This is a genomic window from Paraburkholderia sp. JHI2823 (genome assembly GCF_038900695.1).
Classification (GTDB): domain Bacteria; phylum Pseudomonadota; class Gammaproteobacteria; order Burkholderiales; family Burkholderiaceae; genus Paraburkholderia; species Paraburkholderia mimosarum.
On sequence record NZ_JAYMRY010000022.1, the window covers coordinates 89,477 to 104,361 of the forward strand.

The window sequence follows — 14,885 nt, forward strand, 5'->3', positions numbered from 1 at the left end:
TGCCGACGGCTTCGAACTACTTGCTGCGAGAAAGATGACGTGAGGCGAGAAAGTAATGCGCGGCGGACCACAGCAGCACCACGCTCACGGCCAGCATCGCGTAACGAATGCCGTAGGCCGAGGCGTCGTGGCACGCCGCCGCGAACGGCCCCTGCACCGCCGCTGCCGCGCCATGCGGACCGTGCGGGCCGCCCGCCGCGCAAACCAGCTTGAACTGGCCCTGCGTGAAGAAGCGCGAGGCAAGCCGGTCGCTCAGGAATCCTACGGTTGTGGGGCCGAGGCCCTGGCCCACGAGATTCATGAGCAGAAACACGCAGGCCGATGCCGTGGCGCGCATGCGCGGTTCGACGATGCCGTGCACGACTGCGAAGGTCGGGCCGTTCCACATGCTCAGCATGACGGTGGCGATGAAGATCAGCGTCACGGCGGCGGGCCATTCCCCCAGCGTGAAGGCGAACGCGACGAGCGGGAAGCCAATCGCCGTGCCGAGCGCCGGCACCCAGGCATACCAGCGGCGGTTGCCCGCGCCCAGCGAGTCGGCGAGCAGGCCGCCGAGCATGTTGCCGACAATGCCGCCCACGCCGATCATGAGGCCGAAGATCAGGCCGGCTTGCGCGAAGCTGAGGCCATACACGCGGTTGAGGTAAACCGGGATGAACAGGTTGATGCCGTACTGCGCGAATCCGCCGATCACGGTGCCGAGCAGCATCTGCACGAACGCGCGGCTGCCGAACAGGACCTTGAGCACCTCGCGCAGCGGCGGTACCGCAGCCGCGGCGTGCATGCCGCCCTCCTCCGCCCCGCCGCGCTTCGGTTCGCGCAGCGTGATCCAGGCGAGCAGGCCAAAGATGAGCCCCGGCAGGCCGACCACGAAGAACACCGGGCGCCAGCCCATGTGCTGGACCATCAGGCCACCGCCGAGCGCACCGGCGAGCACGCCGATGGGCGGCCCGAGCGCATAGATGGAGAGCGCGCTTGCGCGGCGGCGCGGGCCGAACTGATCGGAAATCAGCGAGTGCGCGGTAGGCGTGCTGCCCGCTTCGCCAATGCCGACGCCAAGGCGGTACAGAAGCAACTGCCAATAGGCGCCGGCCGTGCCGCACAGCGCCGTCATGATCGACCACGCGCCAATCGAAAGCGCGATCAGCGCGACGCGATTGAACCGCTCCGCAATGCGCGCGATCGGCAGGCCGAGCAGCGAATAGAAGATGGAGAACGCAAGCCCGTTGAGCAGACCCAGCTGCAGATCGCTCAGGTTCAGATCGATCTTCATCGCCTGACCCACGACGGCGATGATGATGCGGTCGACGAAACTCGATGCGTAGATCAAAACGAGAAGCAGCAGGAACCAGCTGCGATACCAGCCGGCTTCAGACCTGGCTCCCACGTTCTGGGCGGTCAGTTCCTTCATTTGTGGTGTCTCCGAGGTGAGCGTCAGGTAGCAGGTCGCTCGCCGTTTGTATGCCACAAAGCGTCTGTGGGATTTTTAAAGGATTCTCTAGCATAACTTTTGGGCGCGCAAGAATAACTCGCGCCAAAGTCATCATCGTTTTCACTTAGGGAAACTCGTCTGATCAATGTGCCCGCTGGACACGGGACGCGTCATGCCGGGCGCGAATGCCCGCGGGCCAATGCGATTGCGGCGGCGGAGCCGTCGAAGTGGCCGCCGATGGGACCGGCCACGCAAGCAGATGGGATGATTAGATGCAGGATACATCGATTCGTTGCTCACGCAACGAATTTGCTTTGCCCGAAACGAGGAAGCGTCGTGGCATATCGAGGGCCGGGCTCTGTTTTTATTTGATTGAAAGACACGCCCAAGCCTTGTGAAAGAGGAGATACAGTTCGGCCCCCACCGGGACCGCGCCCAACCCGGCTCACACGGCCGGGTCGATGGGCGACGGCGGCGCGCCGCGCGCCTCGATCGCCTCGCCCGCCAGCAGGCACAAGTCCTCGCGGAAGTGCCCCGCCACGATTTGCACGCCCACCGGCACGTCCCTCACCATGCCCGTCGAAATTCGTGACGCTCGATTCCTGGTCGGTCGTAGCGAGCTTGTTGCTGCCGACCGTAACGGTCAGTCCGCTCGTCCCGAGGCCCGAGGTTTTCTCCTGATACGTGCTCGACGATTGCATGGTGTTCTGCGTCGCCTCGACCTTGCAAGGGAGAGGACCTTCGTACCATATTCGACGAAGTGTTTCGAGCGGATCGGACGAAGCGAGGGAAATCATCGTGAACAGGCCTGGGAACTTAATCCAATCCTGATCATTCCGGCCCAGGCACCTTACTGGCACTGCAAGACGACAACGCCACCAATCCCCTCCTTGTTCGGCAACGTGGCCGAGTAACCGACGGCAACCAGCGGCTGCGTCGCGTCGTGCCCCACGACAACCGACTGAACGGACAACTGCCCGGTCGTCGAAATGCCATTCAACGGTGACTGCGAGTTCGTCAGCGCATACTGGGTACCCGCCAGATTGATCGGCAGGCTCAGATTGTTCAGCGAGCGTGTGGCGAGATCAAGCGTAGCCGTCGCCGTTCCGAGCGTACCGATTGCCGCGCTATCATCGCTCGCCACCGTGTCGGCGATCAGTTGGGTACATGCGAGCGCGCCGCTCGTCGCGGACAACGACAGCGGCGTGCCGACCGCATAGTGAACGCCCTGCGCGAACGTATAGGTATTGCCGTCCGTATCCATGGCCTGATTCCAACGGCCAATCGCGACATCACTACCGACGCCCTGAATTTCCGTCACCGCACCCTTGGCAAGCCCAAGGCAGTCGGTCGCCGCAGCCGATGACGCAAGCGTGGTAAAAGCACCACCTGTCTGTTGAACCTGGCTCGATGCGGGCGCATTCGATACGGTCATGTACCTGTTCTTCGAATACGCTGCCGGCAAAGTCGGCACAACAACCACAGCCAGTTGACCGTTGTTCGCCGCCACCTGCGGGGCCGATCCCGAATAGGTAAAGTTCCCGTCCGGTCGGCACGCCGTCTGGGCCGAAGCTTGCGGTGCCGAGGCTCCGCCAGGGGCGGAGGCTGCTGACGCCGCTCCGTCTGTAGCGGCATTCGGGCCGCTCCCGTTACCGCCACCGCATGCAGCCAGCAGTACGGAGGCAGTCATCAAAACCGCGAGCAATTTACTCTTTCCCATCGTTGTTATCTCCTTAAGGTTGCTGAACCGTTCATCAGAATTGCGCCGTCACTTGAAAACCGAGCGTTACGCGCGGCGCAGGAAAGCCGGACGGCGCATGGATCGGCGTACCTGCGAACACGTCGTAGCTATACGCGCCGAGCCGCGTCGGTACCGTACCCTTAACGCCGATAGCCGCGCCCGCGAGTTGTGTACCGGCGAGAATAGAAGTCGCAGGACCCCACAGGTGACCGTAGTCGATACCCGCATAGAGAACCTGTCCTGACTGCCCGAGCGGATACTGGAGCTCGTTGCGCCAGTAGAAGCCTTTTTCCGCCGCGAGCATCGTTTGACCGCTAAATCCGCGCACCGTATAGCGGCTACCAATCGTCAGGTCGTCGATATAGTTGAGCTCGTCGTTCGTGAACTGGCCGTGGACGGTTCCGACGTAGCGAAGCGTCTACCCAGCGACCGCGAACGGAACCGAGAGGTTCGCGTCGAGCGTCGCCATGTGAAAGTAATACGTTGGGCCGCTTGTCGAATTCGGCATCGCGCCGAACGCGCCGATTCCCTGGCGATAGGCGAGCGTACCGTCGAACTGGGCCGCGCCGAAGTAATGGCGGTTCGTCAGCCCGACCTCGATGAACGTGTTGTCCCGGTGCTGTTGAGGTATTTCGGTATCCTCGATAAAGCTCGCACCCCATCGCTTGATAAGCTGGAACTCGACACCCGACTTGTCGCTCTGACTGCGATAGAAAACCCGCTCCAGTTTCAGGCCCGCCGTCTGCGCGTTGCCGCTCGATACGAATGTCTGGTTTACCCCGGCGATCTGCTGATGGTAGGTGTTCGTATAGCCGAAAAGTGTGCCGGTCCAGTAGCCCCAGGGAACCGAATACGAGGCATTCCAGCCGTGCGTACCGAGGGAGTGGTTGCCGAACTGAAGATCCTGGTTGTAGCCGCCCGAGAGTACGTCGTTCAGGCCAAGGAGGTTATACAGAGCAAGCGAGACATTGCCAAGGTATCGCCCCGTCTCGTCGGTCCCCGAGTTGTCCGCCGAGACGACGAGTGACCACGGCTTTGTACGCTTGACGGTCACGACGACGTCGCTCTCACCGGGCAAGGTGCCGGGTGCGATCTGCATGGCCGCATCCTGGTTCGGTACGCGCTTCATCTGCTCGAGGCCCTGCTCAAGGTCGCGCAACTGGAGTACGTCGCCGTCGCGCGTTGGGAACGCGGTCTTGAGGGTGCCGCGCGTATCAGCGTCGGCGAACTTCAGATCGCGGATAACGCCCGGTACGAGGGCGAACTTGAGCGTCCCCTTTGAGAGATCCTGCGCCGGCAGGAGAACCCGCGTCGTGACATAGCCACGGCTCAGGATGACGCCTTGCAAACCCTTGGTCAGAAGATCGAGGCCCTGTTCGCCGACGCATTGCCCCTCGTAGTGCCGTAGCCAGTCGTGCAGGAATGCGAACGGGTCCATCGGCAACGCGGACGCGCCTTTCGCCCGGCTCATCTCGGGCAGCGTGTCGGGCACCTCAACGTCGAACGTATCGATACGAAAGCATGGCGTCTCGACGGGCAGTGCGGGGTACCCCCCTGCTGCGGGCGCCATCGAGCGGACAACGGGCGCGGCGACGGCCGCCTCGCGCTGCTGCGCGTCGCGGCGCTGCTCCACCTGCTGTTGCTGTTCGGCGTTTGTTCGAGCAGCTACGTCTGGAGGGACTTGCGCGTGGACGGCGAGAGGGACGAGAACCGCGAGCGGAAAGCCCGTAAGTATCTTTTTATTTTCCATTACTTATTAAATTGAACGCCCCAGAAAAAGAAGCGGGACGTTGAGCGAGGGGGGCCGATAGCGCGCGACGCCCCTTCGTATCTGGTCCTAAAAATAGGACTGGTTGACGAGATGGCGATTCTGGATTATCGAGCGTCCAGTGTAAAAACAGCGAAGTCGCCGGGGAAATCCCTTTTGGCTGAAACGATATGCTCGATCAATAGCTTCGCAATTTCAGCTTCCTCAGATCTTGCCAATCCAACTAGTCGTTTGACTGACGAGGCTATCAGATCGATACCGGATCACTATCGGATGAATCTGAATTTTTGTTAATCTGACAGTATTTGATGATTTTGGTCACTCATTTAATGCGTGCTGGATTATTTCTCCGCCTCCCCGACGAGGCTGGCGACCAGCAGCAAGGCCAGGACCGCCGCACGAACGGCACGCTGTTGTGGTGGCAGGATGGCCCCTGTCGGGAGTATCGCGAGGCGCAACAGGTGAGCGAGGTAGCGCGCGTCGGTCTCATCGCCACTGTGCTTGAGCCCATCGTATTTCTTGATCGCGGTGGTGTTGGCCAGATGAACCACGATGCCGGCAGCCTGCAGGCCGTCGACAAGCCAGTACCCGTTATACGTCGATTCGACAACGACGCCAGCCAGTTCGGCTTGCCACGGGGCAAGGAACGTCAGGATCCTGGCCAGCTCGTTCTGGCAGCCGCTTCTCGGCGACCACGCGGTCTGTTTCGTCGATCACGCTCACCACGCTGTTGTTAGAATGCAGGTCAATGCCGCTATAGTTCATGATGTCCTCCTTCCGGTTAAAGCGGTTTTGGCAAACTCACATTAACCCCGCCGCCCGTCAGGGCAGCGGTGGGAGGCCTGCTAGATGATTTTCAACCGACTCGCCGAACTCTTCGGGTGGGACGACCCGCCGTGACCGCTCCCAACCCGGCTCACACGGCCGGGTCGATGGGAGACGGCGGCGCGCCTCGATCGCCTCGCCCGCCAGCAGACACAAGTCCTCGCGGAAGTGCCCCGCCACGATCCGCACGCCCACCGGCGCGTCACTCACCGTGCCCGTCGAAACGACGAGCCCCGGCCATGGCCGGCAAAACTCGCCGATACGCCCACCCAGCCGCCCCCGTCTCTCACTCCAGATAACATTCGTGCTGGAAGAAATTGAGGTGCCGCAGCCGCTTGATCTGGGTGTCGTGAACCGGATGCTCGCTAGTGACGCCGGAATAGGGAAAGCGCGTGCCCGCGACAAAGGCCACAGCAATGATCAGTTCACGCCGTGCAGCATCGAAATCAACGCCTTGCACGTACCACGGTGCCTTGATTCCCAAGGCGGCTTCAAACAGTCGGGGCTGGCTCATCGTTTCTCGTTCTCTCGCAGGGCTCGCGCCCGTACTTGACCCGCATCTTCCTCGGGTTAACTACGCGAACCCGCTATCTTTTCTCGATTTGATCGAGCACCGATTGAATCGCCTTCATCAAACTTTCCACTCGTGCCCGCGATGCTCCAATACGAGTCTCGAACTCGAATATGTCGATACCGTTGCAGAGCTCGTTAAGAGCTGCGTTGAGTACAAGCAGCTCGTCGTGCTGAAGCTCGATCTCAGCATCCTCATTGACTCTCCTGATCTTCATAGCCATCTCAAATTATCGAAGTAGGTCTTCCCGTTCGTCGGCTTAAACGCAGTTCCGCCGTCCGCTGCATTCGGGTTCCGGATGACGACGATACCCGTACGAGCGCCCGTTGCTCAGCTGCTTCGTCGCCGAAGGGTTGTTCAGTATGCTCTCGACCTGACCCGCGACTGCTGCTGGGTCGTGATCGAACCGCCAAACTCATTTTGGTCAATCACGTGCTTATCGAATGCGTGCCCATTTGCAATCTGCTCCGCTGCCAGTTGGCTATTCCGACGTGTACCGTTAGCCGCATTTGCCGCACTTTATCGACGATGACCCCATCGCCCTTGCCGGCCGCCTGATTACCTTCATGCCCTGGACGCAGACCGCCGATATCTGGCTGCAACGCGCGGGCTTCATGCCCACTCAGCGCATGCACTTCGCCTTCGATTACCGCAACCGCTGCCTGACCATTTCGCCATGGCGCGAGTAGCACGCCTCCGGATGCACCACGCGCATGAAGTAGCTCCACGCATACGACTGCGCCACACCCACCGCCGTGCCCCCAGGCTCATGCCTGCCTTCGGCCACCGACACCACATCCCGCATGAAGCACTTCAGAATTGCCTCCGGCGTGGTCTGCTCACGCTCGCACAGCGCCACGAACTCCGCAATCATTTCAACCTGCATGGTGTTTCTCCTGTGTTGGCAGCAGTGCAAGTCTCCCGATCACCTTCGCAGTAGGTCCGGCACTTACCCCGTCAAGGCCGCGCAACGCGCGCCCGAAGGGCCTGGCCTTGACGGACGCTGGTGTTAGACGCTCGGTCATGCGGTGCAAGACGACATGGCGGCTTGCACCGCATGACGAACCGCGCTTCGGGGTTTTCGTGTCGTTGATTTCCGCCGTCAGGCGGCTAATGAGGGAGCTCCCCGGGGGCGGACGGGGAGGAGGCTGCGAGCACGGAGCGGAGGCCCACAGGGCCGCAGCCCGAGCGCAGCAGACTCCGGGCGGGCGGGGCCCTTCGTTATTGCGCGCAGCGCACTGGCTTTGTCTTTTTCGTATTCCAGGCCCCTGGCCGCAACGCGGCCACTGACTCCCCCTGCGCAGCACCAGCCGGGCCGGGGGCGCAAGACATAACGTCAATTGGCAACGACACCGCCGGCCGTTGCTAATTTCCCGGCGTTATGTTGAATCGGCTGATGACCGGCAGCCCGCAGGGATGACGGGCAGCAGACGATTTACCCCCGGCCCCTCCAGGTCCTCCGGCCGCAGGCCGCTGGATCTTCCTTGCCTTCGGGGCGACAGCCCCGCACTGTCTGCTTTCACACCGCCTGCACCTGGCCATTCGGCCTATTGTTACCCCGACAGCCTCGCCATACAATTAATCTGCATTCCCAGGTAAAAGGAGTCTCCCGCGCCGTAAACGAAGCGCGGGCCGCATGGGCGCCAACCCATACGACCCGCTGACCACCATCAACTCGCACCAGGAGTCGATCATGGCTGACGCCAATCATAAAGCACGTCCGTCCCGCACGAAACCCCACACCCGCACCAGCGCCAGACCCGTCCTCGGCAGCTCGCCCGATCACGGCACCACGCCCGATCTTCAGCAACCCTGCATGCCCTGGATGCAGCTCGCCGATATCTGGCTCGGACTCGCCGGCTTCTCACCCGGACAGCGCGTGTTCTTCTCCTTCGATTACCGCAACAGCTGTCTCTCCATCACACCCGACCACGGCTGAATCGGCTCGCCCGTAACAACAGACCCGGCTGCGGTCGGGTCTCGTTTCAGGTGCACACCGGTTCATTGGGCCAGCTTCGGAAACTGCTTCAATGGTGAGAAATCAACCTTCCATATATCGAGCTCGTAGAGATCACCATGCTCGTCCAAGTTGATGGCAACCATAATCGGTATGCCATCGCTATCGATGAATTCCTTTTCGACCAACTGCATGCCAAGCCGGCGAGGCCTCTCATCGGAGGCGCAAAAACGCAGGCTCCCCATTCCACCATCGTTCATTTCTTCAACACGAGCGCTAACAAGAGAACCGAGAAGCTGCGCTCCCTGAGGCTTCCCTACGATCAGCGCAATTAGGAGCGCCTTTTCATCATCTTTCAACGATCTTACGGTGCCCATGTTCATCTCGGTGGTGTAATTCGCCCAACGTTAATCGTGCCGTTGGGGAGCTTGTAGGCACTGTAGTTGAAGGTCGTCCCATTCACAACGACTGTGCCTGTGTACTGCCCCTGAGGTAACGATGTTCCAATATTGTTGAGGTCACCTGTCACGGCATTTTGAACTGCGGTTGCATCATAGCCGCCGCTGATAACGTGACGGAAAGTATGGCTGCTCTGATTGTCGTTGGCCCCGAACTGAATGTTTGGATTACCCTCTGTTGCCGTGTTTGTGGCAACAAACTCCGTGTGCCTAGCTGCAGGTGATCACGTCAGTACATCATTCAACCTTCCGTGCAACGCACGCACGCGCGCTATCAGATCTGGCGGCAGCTTCCCATCAACCAACAAATTTGCTAGTCGCGCCCTCATCATCATAAAAATCTCTGTTCCGGTTTCCCCCTCCTCCATTGCTCCCAAGATGTCGGACCCGTAAGCAGGAAATCCGGCATTTTTTAGCACGTCGGCGAGTGCTCTTGCTTCACCGTAATAGTCGTATGCATTCATAGGGGTTCAATGCGTGCTGAACGATTTCATTTGTACGCCGCCCGATGGGACCACAACTTCAATTCCCCCTCCCGGGTTTGCTCCCACGGCAGGCGCGGGACGCGTCACGAAGACCGTACCCGGCTTAACTGTAGCTGTTTCAACGAAGTTCGAGTTCGAGACATTCTCAGCAGGTATCCCGTAGCGTTCCGCATAGCCTGGTGAAGATGGATTTTCGAGAGACCAAAACTGTGCTTCTGCCGCTTGGCTCTTTCCCATCGTGCCGATTCGGTACAGCGTAGCACCTTGTTCAACCTGCGTGCGCGCTCCGATTGCAGCGGCGTCGGTGCTCTGAAGCGCATCGCCATATGGTGTGGCCACAGCACGCGGAATGCTGTTTGTGGCAACAAATCTTCATCCCGGCGTTGACGAGGGTTCGCTGTTCTCGTTTCCCAGAGACCCGAGCTCGACGTGGAGCTACCTGAGCGGTATGAACTCAATCCGCACGCCTGCCCCTAGCTCCTGCTTAAGAAGCGTAGCGAGCTCGGCACCGCGCGTATTGTGTCGTTTTCGGTCGTCTTCAGAATTGAACCCAGAGTCCGGCGGATAGTCGTCGGAGAACGTCTGTTGGAACTCGTCATTCCACTCATCCAGTTGAGCAAGCAGATGAGGCGACACGTGAAGGTCTGACGGCTTCACATACCCTATCTCGTCAACGTCAGGATTGAAGATAGGGGGAGCGCCATAAACCGCGCCCAATCGAAATGTCTTCATTTCAAAGGTTTCCATGTGCTAACTGGGTTGGCACGAACGATGAACCCATTTGAGCTCACTCCGACCGAGATGTATTTCGGGGTTCCGCCATACGTGATTTGATATACGGGCGCAGAACCATTAGTTCCGACCAGCGTGCCTTGTGTAACAGCCTCCATGACAACAGAAGGGATGTCGGACTGAGCAATGCCCTTGTTCGCAAAGTCGACACCATGTCCTTCGATGATATGTAAGACCTGCACTCGACGAACCAGTCTCAAGAAAGACCACCTTGCCGTCCGGCGTCGTTCCGGTCGCAAGGACGTTCTGCGGGGTAAATTTCACGCCGTTCGCCGCAAGTGTATCTAGATCCGCTTGGCTGACCGACGTGTTTGTGGCTTTACGGGATTCTGACCCGCCCACCGACGTTATGACATAGTCAACCAGCCCCTTGACATGATCCGGGATGATGGCCGTTATCCAGTCGCCAATCGTCCTGGCGTCCGGCAGCGGCGTCCGGCAGCGGCGTCACCAGCGGCCCAGCCTTGGCACTTGGATCAAGCTGCGTAGCCGGATCGGCGATTACGCCATCCCCCTTGCTCGCCGTCTCACCCTTGAATCCCGGCAGCTTGAATCCTGTCAGCCACGCGGGGTTGCCATCTGCGGCATGGGAGGCGGAGCGGTCTGATTGTTCTCCACTTCAATAGCACTTCCGGGTCACCTAGACGATCGTCGGGCAAACAATATGTCGTAGCCCATACTCTCCTTCATGCTCACGTGGAAACCACCCGTAATCGTCGGATTCAATTACCCCTCCACAGAGGAAGCACTTATTTGGCCAGCCGCACTTGCGCCACTTAGCTATGACTTCGAAGGGTGCTCCAAGAGCGTGGGCTGTCCATTCCTTCTTGGAGAACCCCAGCATTTCAGCAACGGGAGGATCGGCGACGGTCAGGTTGTCCATGTACCAATCGTAAATTTTCTCAGCGTCATCAGTTGTCAGCCGCTTGGCATTCAGATCGTCAAGTAAATCGCGCTTTTCCATTTTCTTCACCGATTCAATCGTCGCCCAGGAACTGCCGGTTTATATAGCTCACCGGTTACAGGGTCCGCAGACCCTAAATGGCGGCCACGCTTGTCATAGACCTCAATGTCGTTGTGCGTGTAGTCCCACTCATAGAGCCGATCACCGTCGGTCTTAACACCATTCCCAGCGCCCCGCAACCCTTGCCATACTGGACTGTCCGCTTTGGCGGGATTTGCCTGTCGACCATCGCCACCGGTCGCCGTGAATACGTAATCAACCAGCCCCTTGACCTGATCCGGAATGATCGCTGTGATCCAGTCGCCAAGCTGCTTCGCATCCGGCATCGGATAGATCAACGACCCTGCCTTCGCGCTGTCGTCGAGTTGCGTCGCATTATCGACGATGGCCCCATCGCCCTTGCCCGCCGTCTCACCCTTGTACCCCGGTAGCTTGAGTAACCCTGCCAACCACGGTGGCGGCGGCGACGACATGGGAGGTGCCACCTGATTATTCTCGACTTCAATCTGCGCCGCGCCAGTTGCCGTGGCCGCATTGACCCCACCCGCAGCAGCAATGCCCGCGACCAGGCTGTTCACCAGATTTTCGCGCGCTTCACGATCAGCCGCCGACATATCGCTCGTCGGCCCCAGCAGCGACCCAAGCACGGAACTCGCCGCTGCGCCCATCGCACCGGCACCGCATGTCTGGCTGCTCGCCGCTGCACCCGCGCACCCCACGATGGCATGCAGGGCCGCGCGCGCCGTATCGCTGTCGAGTGAATCGGCAATCTGCTTGACCGCATTCGCACCCAGTTCCTGGACATAGGCCACGGTTGCCGCCTGCGCGAACTGGCCCACACCACCCGTCACGTTACCACCGGCCGCCACACTCAGCGCCGTCAGCACCTGGCGATACGAGCCGGAAGGTCCCCAGTCCGCATTGATCCGGTCCGCCTGCTGCTGCGCTGCAGCGCGCTGATCGGGCGTCAGATTCGGATCGTTGGCAACCCGCTTCGCCGCGTCGGCTTCCTTCGCGCGGTTGTTGACGAACGTCCCGACCTGATTCACGAACTGGCTCGTGATGTCGAACCCCGCCTCGATCTTGTCCTTGTCGAAGATCGGCGCAAGCGGATTTGCCGTGCTGCTGGTATCGCGACTGATCCCCGCGACAGCCTGGTCTGCGGTCTGGCCCGTCAACTGCTGCTGGGCGGCGCTGTCCGTGATCGTGATCGCGCCACCGCTGATTGCACTGTGCGTGGTTGAAGACGCATCGCCCGACGCAGCCAGCGCAACGGGGGGCGCCATCGTCAAACCGCCGCTGCCTGGCAGGGTCGTACCGGGCACGGGGTTGACGTTCGTCGCGGTTCCCGACGACGATTTGCCGATGTCGCCGCCATAACCACCACTTATCCCGACCGAGGAGCCGCTGTAGCTTGCCTGGTTCTGCACGTCCTTGTAGGTCAGGGTGCCGGTCGTCAGGCTGTTCGCTCCATTCGCAACCGCCGCATCGCTGCTCGAAATCACGCCGCCCGTGAGACCGGTATTGCCCTTGACGTTGATCTGGAAGCCGCCGTCGCCTGCCTGGATGCCGGACTGCTCCGTCACGCTGGCGTAGTTGCTGTTCAGCTTCTGCTGGTTGAAGTTAGCTGCGACGCTGGAACTGCCAGCGCAGATCGGCGGCACGCACACACTGACCGAGACGCCACCGCCCGTCTGCCTCGAATCGTAGTGGCTCGTATCCTGCAGGCTCTCGATATTCAGGTTGCCGCCCACCTTGGCGACGACCTGGGTACCCTGCGCATCAGCACCGATCAGATTCGTGTCCCCGCCAGACTGGAGCGTGAGCGTATTGCCTGCGCTTACGTGCGTATTCGTGTACGACGTGTCGCTGCCGTTGCCGTTGCCCTTCGACGCGGACGCGCCCGCCTGGAAGGATATGCCGTTCTGCTGGCCGAACCCGAACGTGACGCCAACCGAACCGCTGGAACTGCTGTTGGTGCTTTTCTGGCTATCCGAATTCTGTGCGGCCTGCAGGTTGATGCCGCCATCCGCGAGCAGTGCGGCGTTGTTGCCAGCCTTCAGGTTACTGCCAATAACGTTGATGTTGCTGTCGGCACCCGCGCCGGAAGCCGCGATGGTCAGGTTATTCCCAGCCGCCACGGTGCTGCCCGCTGCGGTCGTTGAAGTCGCGGTCGAACTGCTGTTGCTGTGACTCGTGCCGAGCGACACGTTGATGCCGACACCGCCAAGCTGCGACGGGTTGCTTGCCACCGCATCGTAGGCGTTCTTTCCGGCAAGTCCGGTCGTTGCGGCGGCCAGTGCATCCAGTCGCACATCCCCCTTCGTCTGCTGCACGTCCTTGCGCATCTGGTTGGCAGTCTGCACGGCTGCAATCCTTGCCTTCGGGGCGACAGCCCCGCACTGCCTGCTTTCACACCACTCATACCTGGCCATCCGGCCTATTGTTACCCCGACAGCCTCGCCTTACAATTAATCTGTATTCCCAGGTAAAAGGAGTCTCCCGCGCCGTAAACGAAGCGCGGGCCGCATGGGTTGCAGCCCATACGACCCGCTGACCACCATCAACTCGCAACAGGAGTCGATCATGGCTGACGCCAATCATAAAGCACGTCCGTCTCGCACGAAACCCCACGCTCATACGTGCGCCAGACCAGTCCTCGGCAACTCGCCCGATTGCGGACCCACGCCCGACCTTCAGCAACCCTACATGCCCTGGATGCAGCTCGCCGACATCTGGCTCGGATGCGCTGGCTTCTCCCCCGGACAGCGTGTGTTCCTCTCCTTCGATTACCGCAACAACTGTCTCTCCATCACGCCCGACCACGGCTGAATCCAATCGCACATAGCAACAAACCCGGCTGCGGCCGGGTTCGTCCTACTGCTGCTGTCCGGGCAATAACCGGCACACGCCTATCCTGCTGCCATCGACAGTCGACGCATCGAACGCGAACTTTGACTGGCTACCACCAACGATCAAACCGCACAAACTGATTTTTCACGTGCGCCAAGGTATCCTCATCAATCGGTGAACGAAAGGCAGCCGTGGCAACGGCTCCCGTTACACCTGCCTTCCTCATCTCCCACGAAATCGCCGGCTTTCCAGAAACCGCCCCAAGCCGCAAAGTAAAGTGGCCGCCCATGTCGACGAGTTGGGCTTCCCCATCATCAGCGCTGTTCAAACCAGCGACAAACGTGTCCCAAACAGAGCAGTCAAACCACACGCTCCCTCGATATTCAAGGCTGTGTCCAAACTGCTGCACATCGATCACGATCTGCATTCGCATCGACGGCACGTGTTCGTCTGTCTCGACAACATCAAGGTACAAACGGAATGGCTTTTCGATCTTGATTTCCATGTCCCGATATTACTTGCCGGTGGGTAAAGCATGGATGAGAGCAGGAAGCTGCCCAGGCTGCCGTGGCGGTGCAAATTTCAATTCCCAACCGCCAACGTTGATCAATTGATTGTAAGGCATGCCACCTTGAGTCGCAGTATTCACCGCGCTCTGCAAGCTCGAAAGCTGCTGCTGCGTCGTTAGCTGAACCACACCGGGGGGATTGTTGTTCGCCACCATCTGCGCATATTCGGCCATGTGCTCCGTCGCGTTCCCGTGCACCCAAACGCTTTGCCCGTTCGGCAGAGACATTTCAAAAGATTGTGGGATGACGGACCCAGGATAATTAGGCTGCGTTGCGGTAATCGAGTCCCAAACTGTCCCGGTAGCTCCACTGTTTGTGGCAAGAAATTACAGCGCTAAGCCGCGTTAGCCTTTCAGACGTCGACTCTCGCGATTTGTCACCTGTTAAGGACTTGGGGATACCAACGATGATCCATCAGTTCGTAAGGCTCCAAGTAGCGCGAGAAGGTGTGTCGGTCGCGAGTGGCTATA

At 60.0% G+C, this 14,885-nt stretch carries 16 protein-coding genes and 2 pseudogenes; 2 read left to right on the forward strand and 16 right to left on the reverse strand.

The genetic code is table 11. The features are described 5' to 3' along the window. Positions 1–16 precede the first annotated feature (16 nt). The 9 genes and pseudogenes from VSR34_RS22725 to VSR34_RS22765 form a co-directional block, all read right to left on the reverse strand. Positions 17–1,411 (reverse strand): MFS transporter, encoded by a 1,395-nt coding sequence (locus VSR34_RS22725; RefSeq protein WP_042289949.1) that lies wholly within the window; start codon positions 1,409–1,411, stop codon positions 17–19. A gap of 466 nt (positions 1,412–1,877) precedes the next feature. Continuing rightward, the gene (locus tag VSR34_RS22730; RefSeq protein WP_342963618.1) at positions 1,878–2,006 is read right to left on the reverse strand and encodes a hypothetical protein; all 129 of its coding nucleotides are present in this window, start codon (positions 2,004–2,006) and stop codon (positions 1,878–1,880) included. Positions 2,007–2,282: 276 nt separating this feature from the next. Beyond that, on the reverse strand, positions 2,283–3,152 hold the full coding sequence (locus VSR34_RS22735) for a hypothetical protein (RefSeq protein WP_342963619.1): 870 nt from the start codon (positions 3,150–3,152) through the stop codon (positions 2,283–2,285). Between the two features lie 34 nt (positions 3,153–3,186). Then, positions 3,187–4,923 (reverse strand): annotated as a pseudogene (locus tag VSR34_RS22740) (ShlB/FhaC/HecB family hemolysin secretion/activation protein). Between the two features lie 359 nt (positions 4,924–5,282). Beyond that, positions 5,283–5,492: a hypothetical protein gene (locus VSR34_RS22745; protein WP_028212425.1), complete on the reverse strand. Its 210-nt coding sequence runs from the start codon at positions 5,490–5,492 to the stop codon at positions 5,283–5,285. Between the two features lie 40 nt (positions 5,493–5,532). Further along, complete coding sequence (locus VSR34_RS22750; RefSeq protein ID WP_238327873.1) at positions 5,533–5,706, reverse strand: hypothetical protein; 174 nt, start codon at positions 5,704–5,706, stop codon at positions 5,533–5,535. Positions 5,707–6,055: 349 nt separating this feature from the next. Then, positions 6,056–6,280: pseudogene (locus VSR34_RS22755) on the reverse strand (ISL3 family transposase); the annotation flags it as partial. Positions 6,281–6,353: 73 nt separating this feature from the next. Then, positions 6,354–6,560 carry a hypothetical protein gene (locus VSR34_RS22760; protein WP_202905097.1) on the reverse strand — a complete coding sequence of 69 codons (207 nt, stop codon included), beginning with the start codon at positions 6,558–6,560 and terminating at the stop codon, positions 6,354–6,356. 423 nt (positions 6,561–6,983) lie between these two features. After that, on the reverse strand, positions 6,984–7,223 hold the full coding sequence (locus VSR34_RS22765) for a hypothetical protein (protein ID WP_028212423.1): 240 nt from the start codon (positions 7,221–7,223) through the stop codon (positions 6,984–6,986). A 750-nt stretch (positions 7,224–7,973) separates the two neighbouring features. Here VSR34_RS22765 and VSR34_RS22770 point away from each other — a divergent pair. Continuing rightward, entirely contained in the window at positions 7,974–8,276 is a 303-nt protein-coding gene (locus tag VSR34_RS22770; RefSeq protein ID WP_342963620.1) for a hypothetical protein, read from the forward strand. A 62-nt stretch (positions 8,277–8,338) separates the two neighbouring features. Here the strand turns inward: VSR34_RS22770 and VSR34_RS22775 are convergent, their stop codons facing one another. The 5 genes from VSR34_RS22775 to VSR34_RS22795 form a co-directional block, all read right to left on the reverse strand. Continuing rightward, positions 8,339–8,671 carry a hypothetical protein gene (locus VSR34_RS22775; RefSeq protein ID WP_036019264.1) on the reverse strand — a complete coding sequence of 111 codons (333 nt, stop codon included), beginning with the start codon at positions 8,669–8,671 and terminating at the stop codon, positions 8,339–8,341. Positions 8,672–8,976: 305 nt separating this feature from the next. Then, complete coding sequence (locus VSR34_RS22780; protein WP_028212421.1) at positions 8,977–9,216, reverse strand: hypothetical protein; 240 nt, start codon at positions 9,214–9,216, stop codon at positions 8,977–8,979. A 456-nt stretch (positions 9,217–9,672) separates the two neighbouring features. Continuing rightward, positions 9,673–9,984 carry a hypothetical protein gene (locus tag VSR34_RS22785; protein ID WP_342963621.1) on the reverse strand — a complete coding sequence of 104 codons (312 nt, stop codon included), beginning with the start codon at positions 9,982–9,984 and terminating at the stop codon, positions 9,673–9,675. Positions 9,985–10,669: 685 nt separating this feature from the next. Then, entirely contained in the window at positions 10,670–11,002 is a 333-nt protein-coding gene (locus VSR34_RS22790) for a hypothetical protein (RefSeq protein WP_036019239.1), read from the reverse strand. Next, positions 10,999–13,359, reverse strand: a complete 2,361-nt coding sequence (locus tag VSR34_RS22795; protein WP_342963622.1) for a hemagglutinin repeat-containing protein — start codon at positions 13,357–13,359, stop codon at positions 10,999–11,001. The genes VSR34_RS22790 and VSR34_RS22795 overlap by 4 nt, the downstream gene beginning before the upstream one ends. Before the next feature lie 343 nt (positions 13,360–13,702). On the opposite strand from VSR34_RS22795, the gene VSR34_RS22800 reads away from it, so the two are divergent. After that, positions 13,703–13,825: a hypothetical protein gene (locus VSR34_RS22800; protein ID WP_342963623.1), complete on the forward strand. Its 123-nt coding sequence runs from the start codon at positions 13,703–13,705 to the stop codon at positions 13,823–13,825. A 130-nt stretch (positions 13,826–13,955) separates the two neighbouring features. On the opposite strand, the gene VSR34_RS22805 is transcribed toward VSR34_RS22800, so the two are convergent. Together VSR34_RS22805 and VSR34_RS22810 are read right to left on the reverse strand one after the other, a co-directional pair. Further along, entirely contained in the window at positions 13,956–14,351 is a 396-nt protein-coding gene (locus VSR34_RS22805) for a hypothetical protein (RefSeq protein WP_028215626.1), read from the reverse strand. A gap of 9 nt (positions 14,352–14,360) precedes the next feature. Then, positions 14,361–14,588: a hypothetical protein gene (locus VSR34_RS22810; RefSeq protein ID WP_342963624.1), complete on the reverse strand. Its 228-nt coding sequence runs from the start codon at positions 14,586–14,588 to the stop codon at positions 14,361–14,363. Positions 14,589–14,885: the final 297 nt, after the last annotated feature.

Bases quoted from the DNA above. Each gene is read 5' to 3' on its own strand.
- VSR34_RS22800 (WP_342963623.1), top strand. From the start codon at position 13,703: ATGCCCTGGATGCAGCTCGCCGACATCTGGCTCGGATGCGCTGGCTTC.
- VSR34_RS22735 (WP_342963619.1), bottom strand. From the start codon at position 3,152: ATGGGAAAGAGTAAATTGCTCGCGGTTTTGATGACTGCCTCCGTACTG.
- VSR34_RS22780 (WP_028212421.1), bottom strand. From the start codon at position 9,216: ATGAATGCATACGACTATTACGGTGAAGCAAGAGCACTCGCCGACGTG.
- VSR34_RS22810 (WP_342963624.1), bottom strand. From the start codon at position 14,588: ATGGCCGAATATGCGCAGATGGTGGCGAACAACAATCCCCCCGGTGTG.
- VSR34_RS22775 (WP_036019264.1), bottom strand. From the start codon at position 8,671: ATGGGCACCGTAAGATCGTTGAAAGATGATGAAAAGGCGCTCCTAATT.
- VSR34_RS22730 (WP_342963618.1), bottom strand. From the start codon at position 2,006: ATGGTGAGGGACGTGCCGGTGGGCGTGCAAATCGTGGCGGGGCACTTC.
- VSR34_RS22760 (WP_202905097.1), bottom strand. From the start codon at position 6,560: ATGGCTATGAAGATCAGGAGAGTCAATGAGGATGCTGAGATCGAGCTT.
- VSR34_RS22770 (WP_342963620.1), top strand. From the start codon at position 7,974: ATGGGCGCCAACCCATACGACCCGCTGACCACCATCAACTCGCACCAG.
- VSR34_RS22725 (WP_042289949.1), bottom strand. From the start codon at position 1,411: ATGAAGGAACTGACCGCCCAGAACGTGGGAGCCAGGTCTGAAGCCGGC.
- VSR34_RS22765 (WP_028212423.1), bottom strand. From the start codon at position 7,223: ATGCAGGTTGAAATGATTGCGGAGTTCGTGGCGCTGTGCGAGCGTGAG.
- VSR34_RS22750 (WP_238327873.1), bottom strand. From the start codon at position 5,706: ATGAACTATAGCGGCATTGACCTGCATTCTAACAACAGCGTGGTGAGC.
- VSR34_RS22785 (WP_342963621.1), bottom strand. From the start codon at position 9,984: ATGGAAACCTTTGAAATGAAGACATTTCGATTGGGCGCGGTTTATGGC.
- VSR34_RS22805 (WP_028215626.1), bottom strand. From the start codon at position 14,351: ATGGAAATCAAGATCGAAAAGCCATTCCGTTTGTACCTTGATGTTGTC.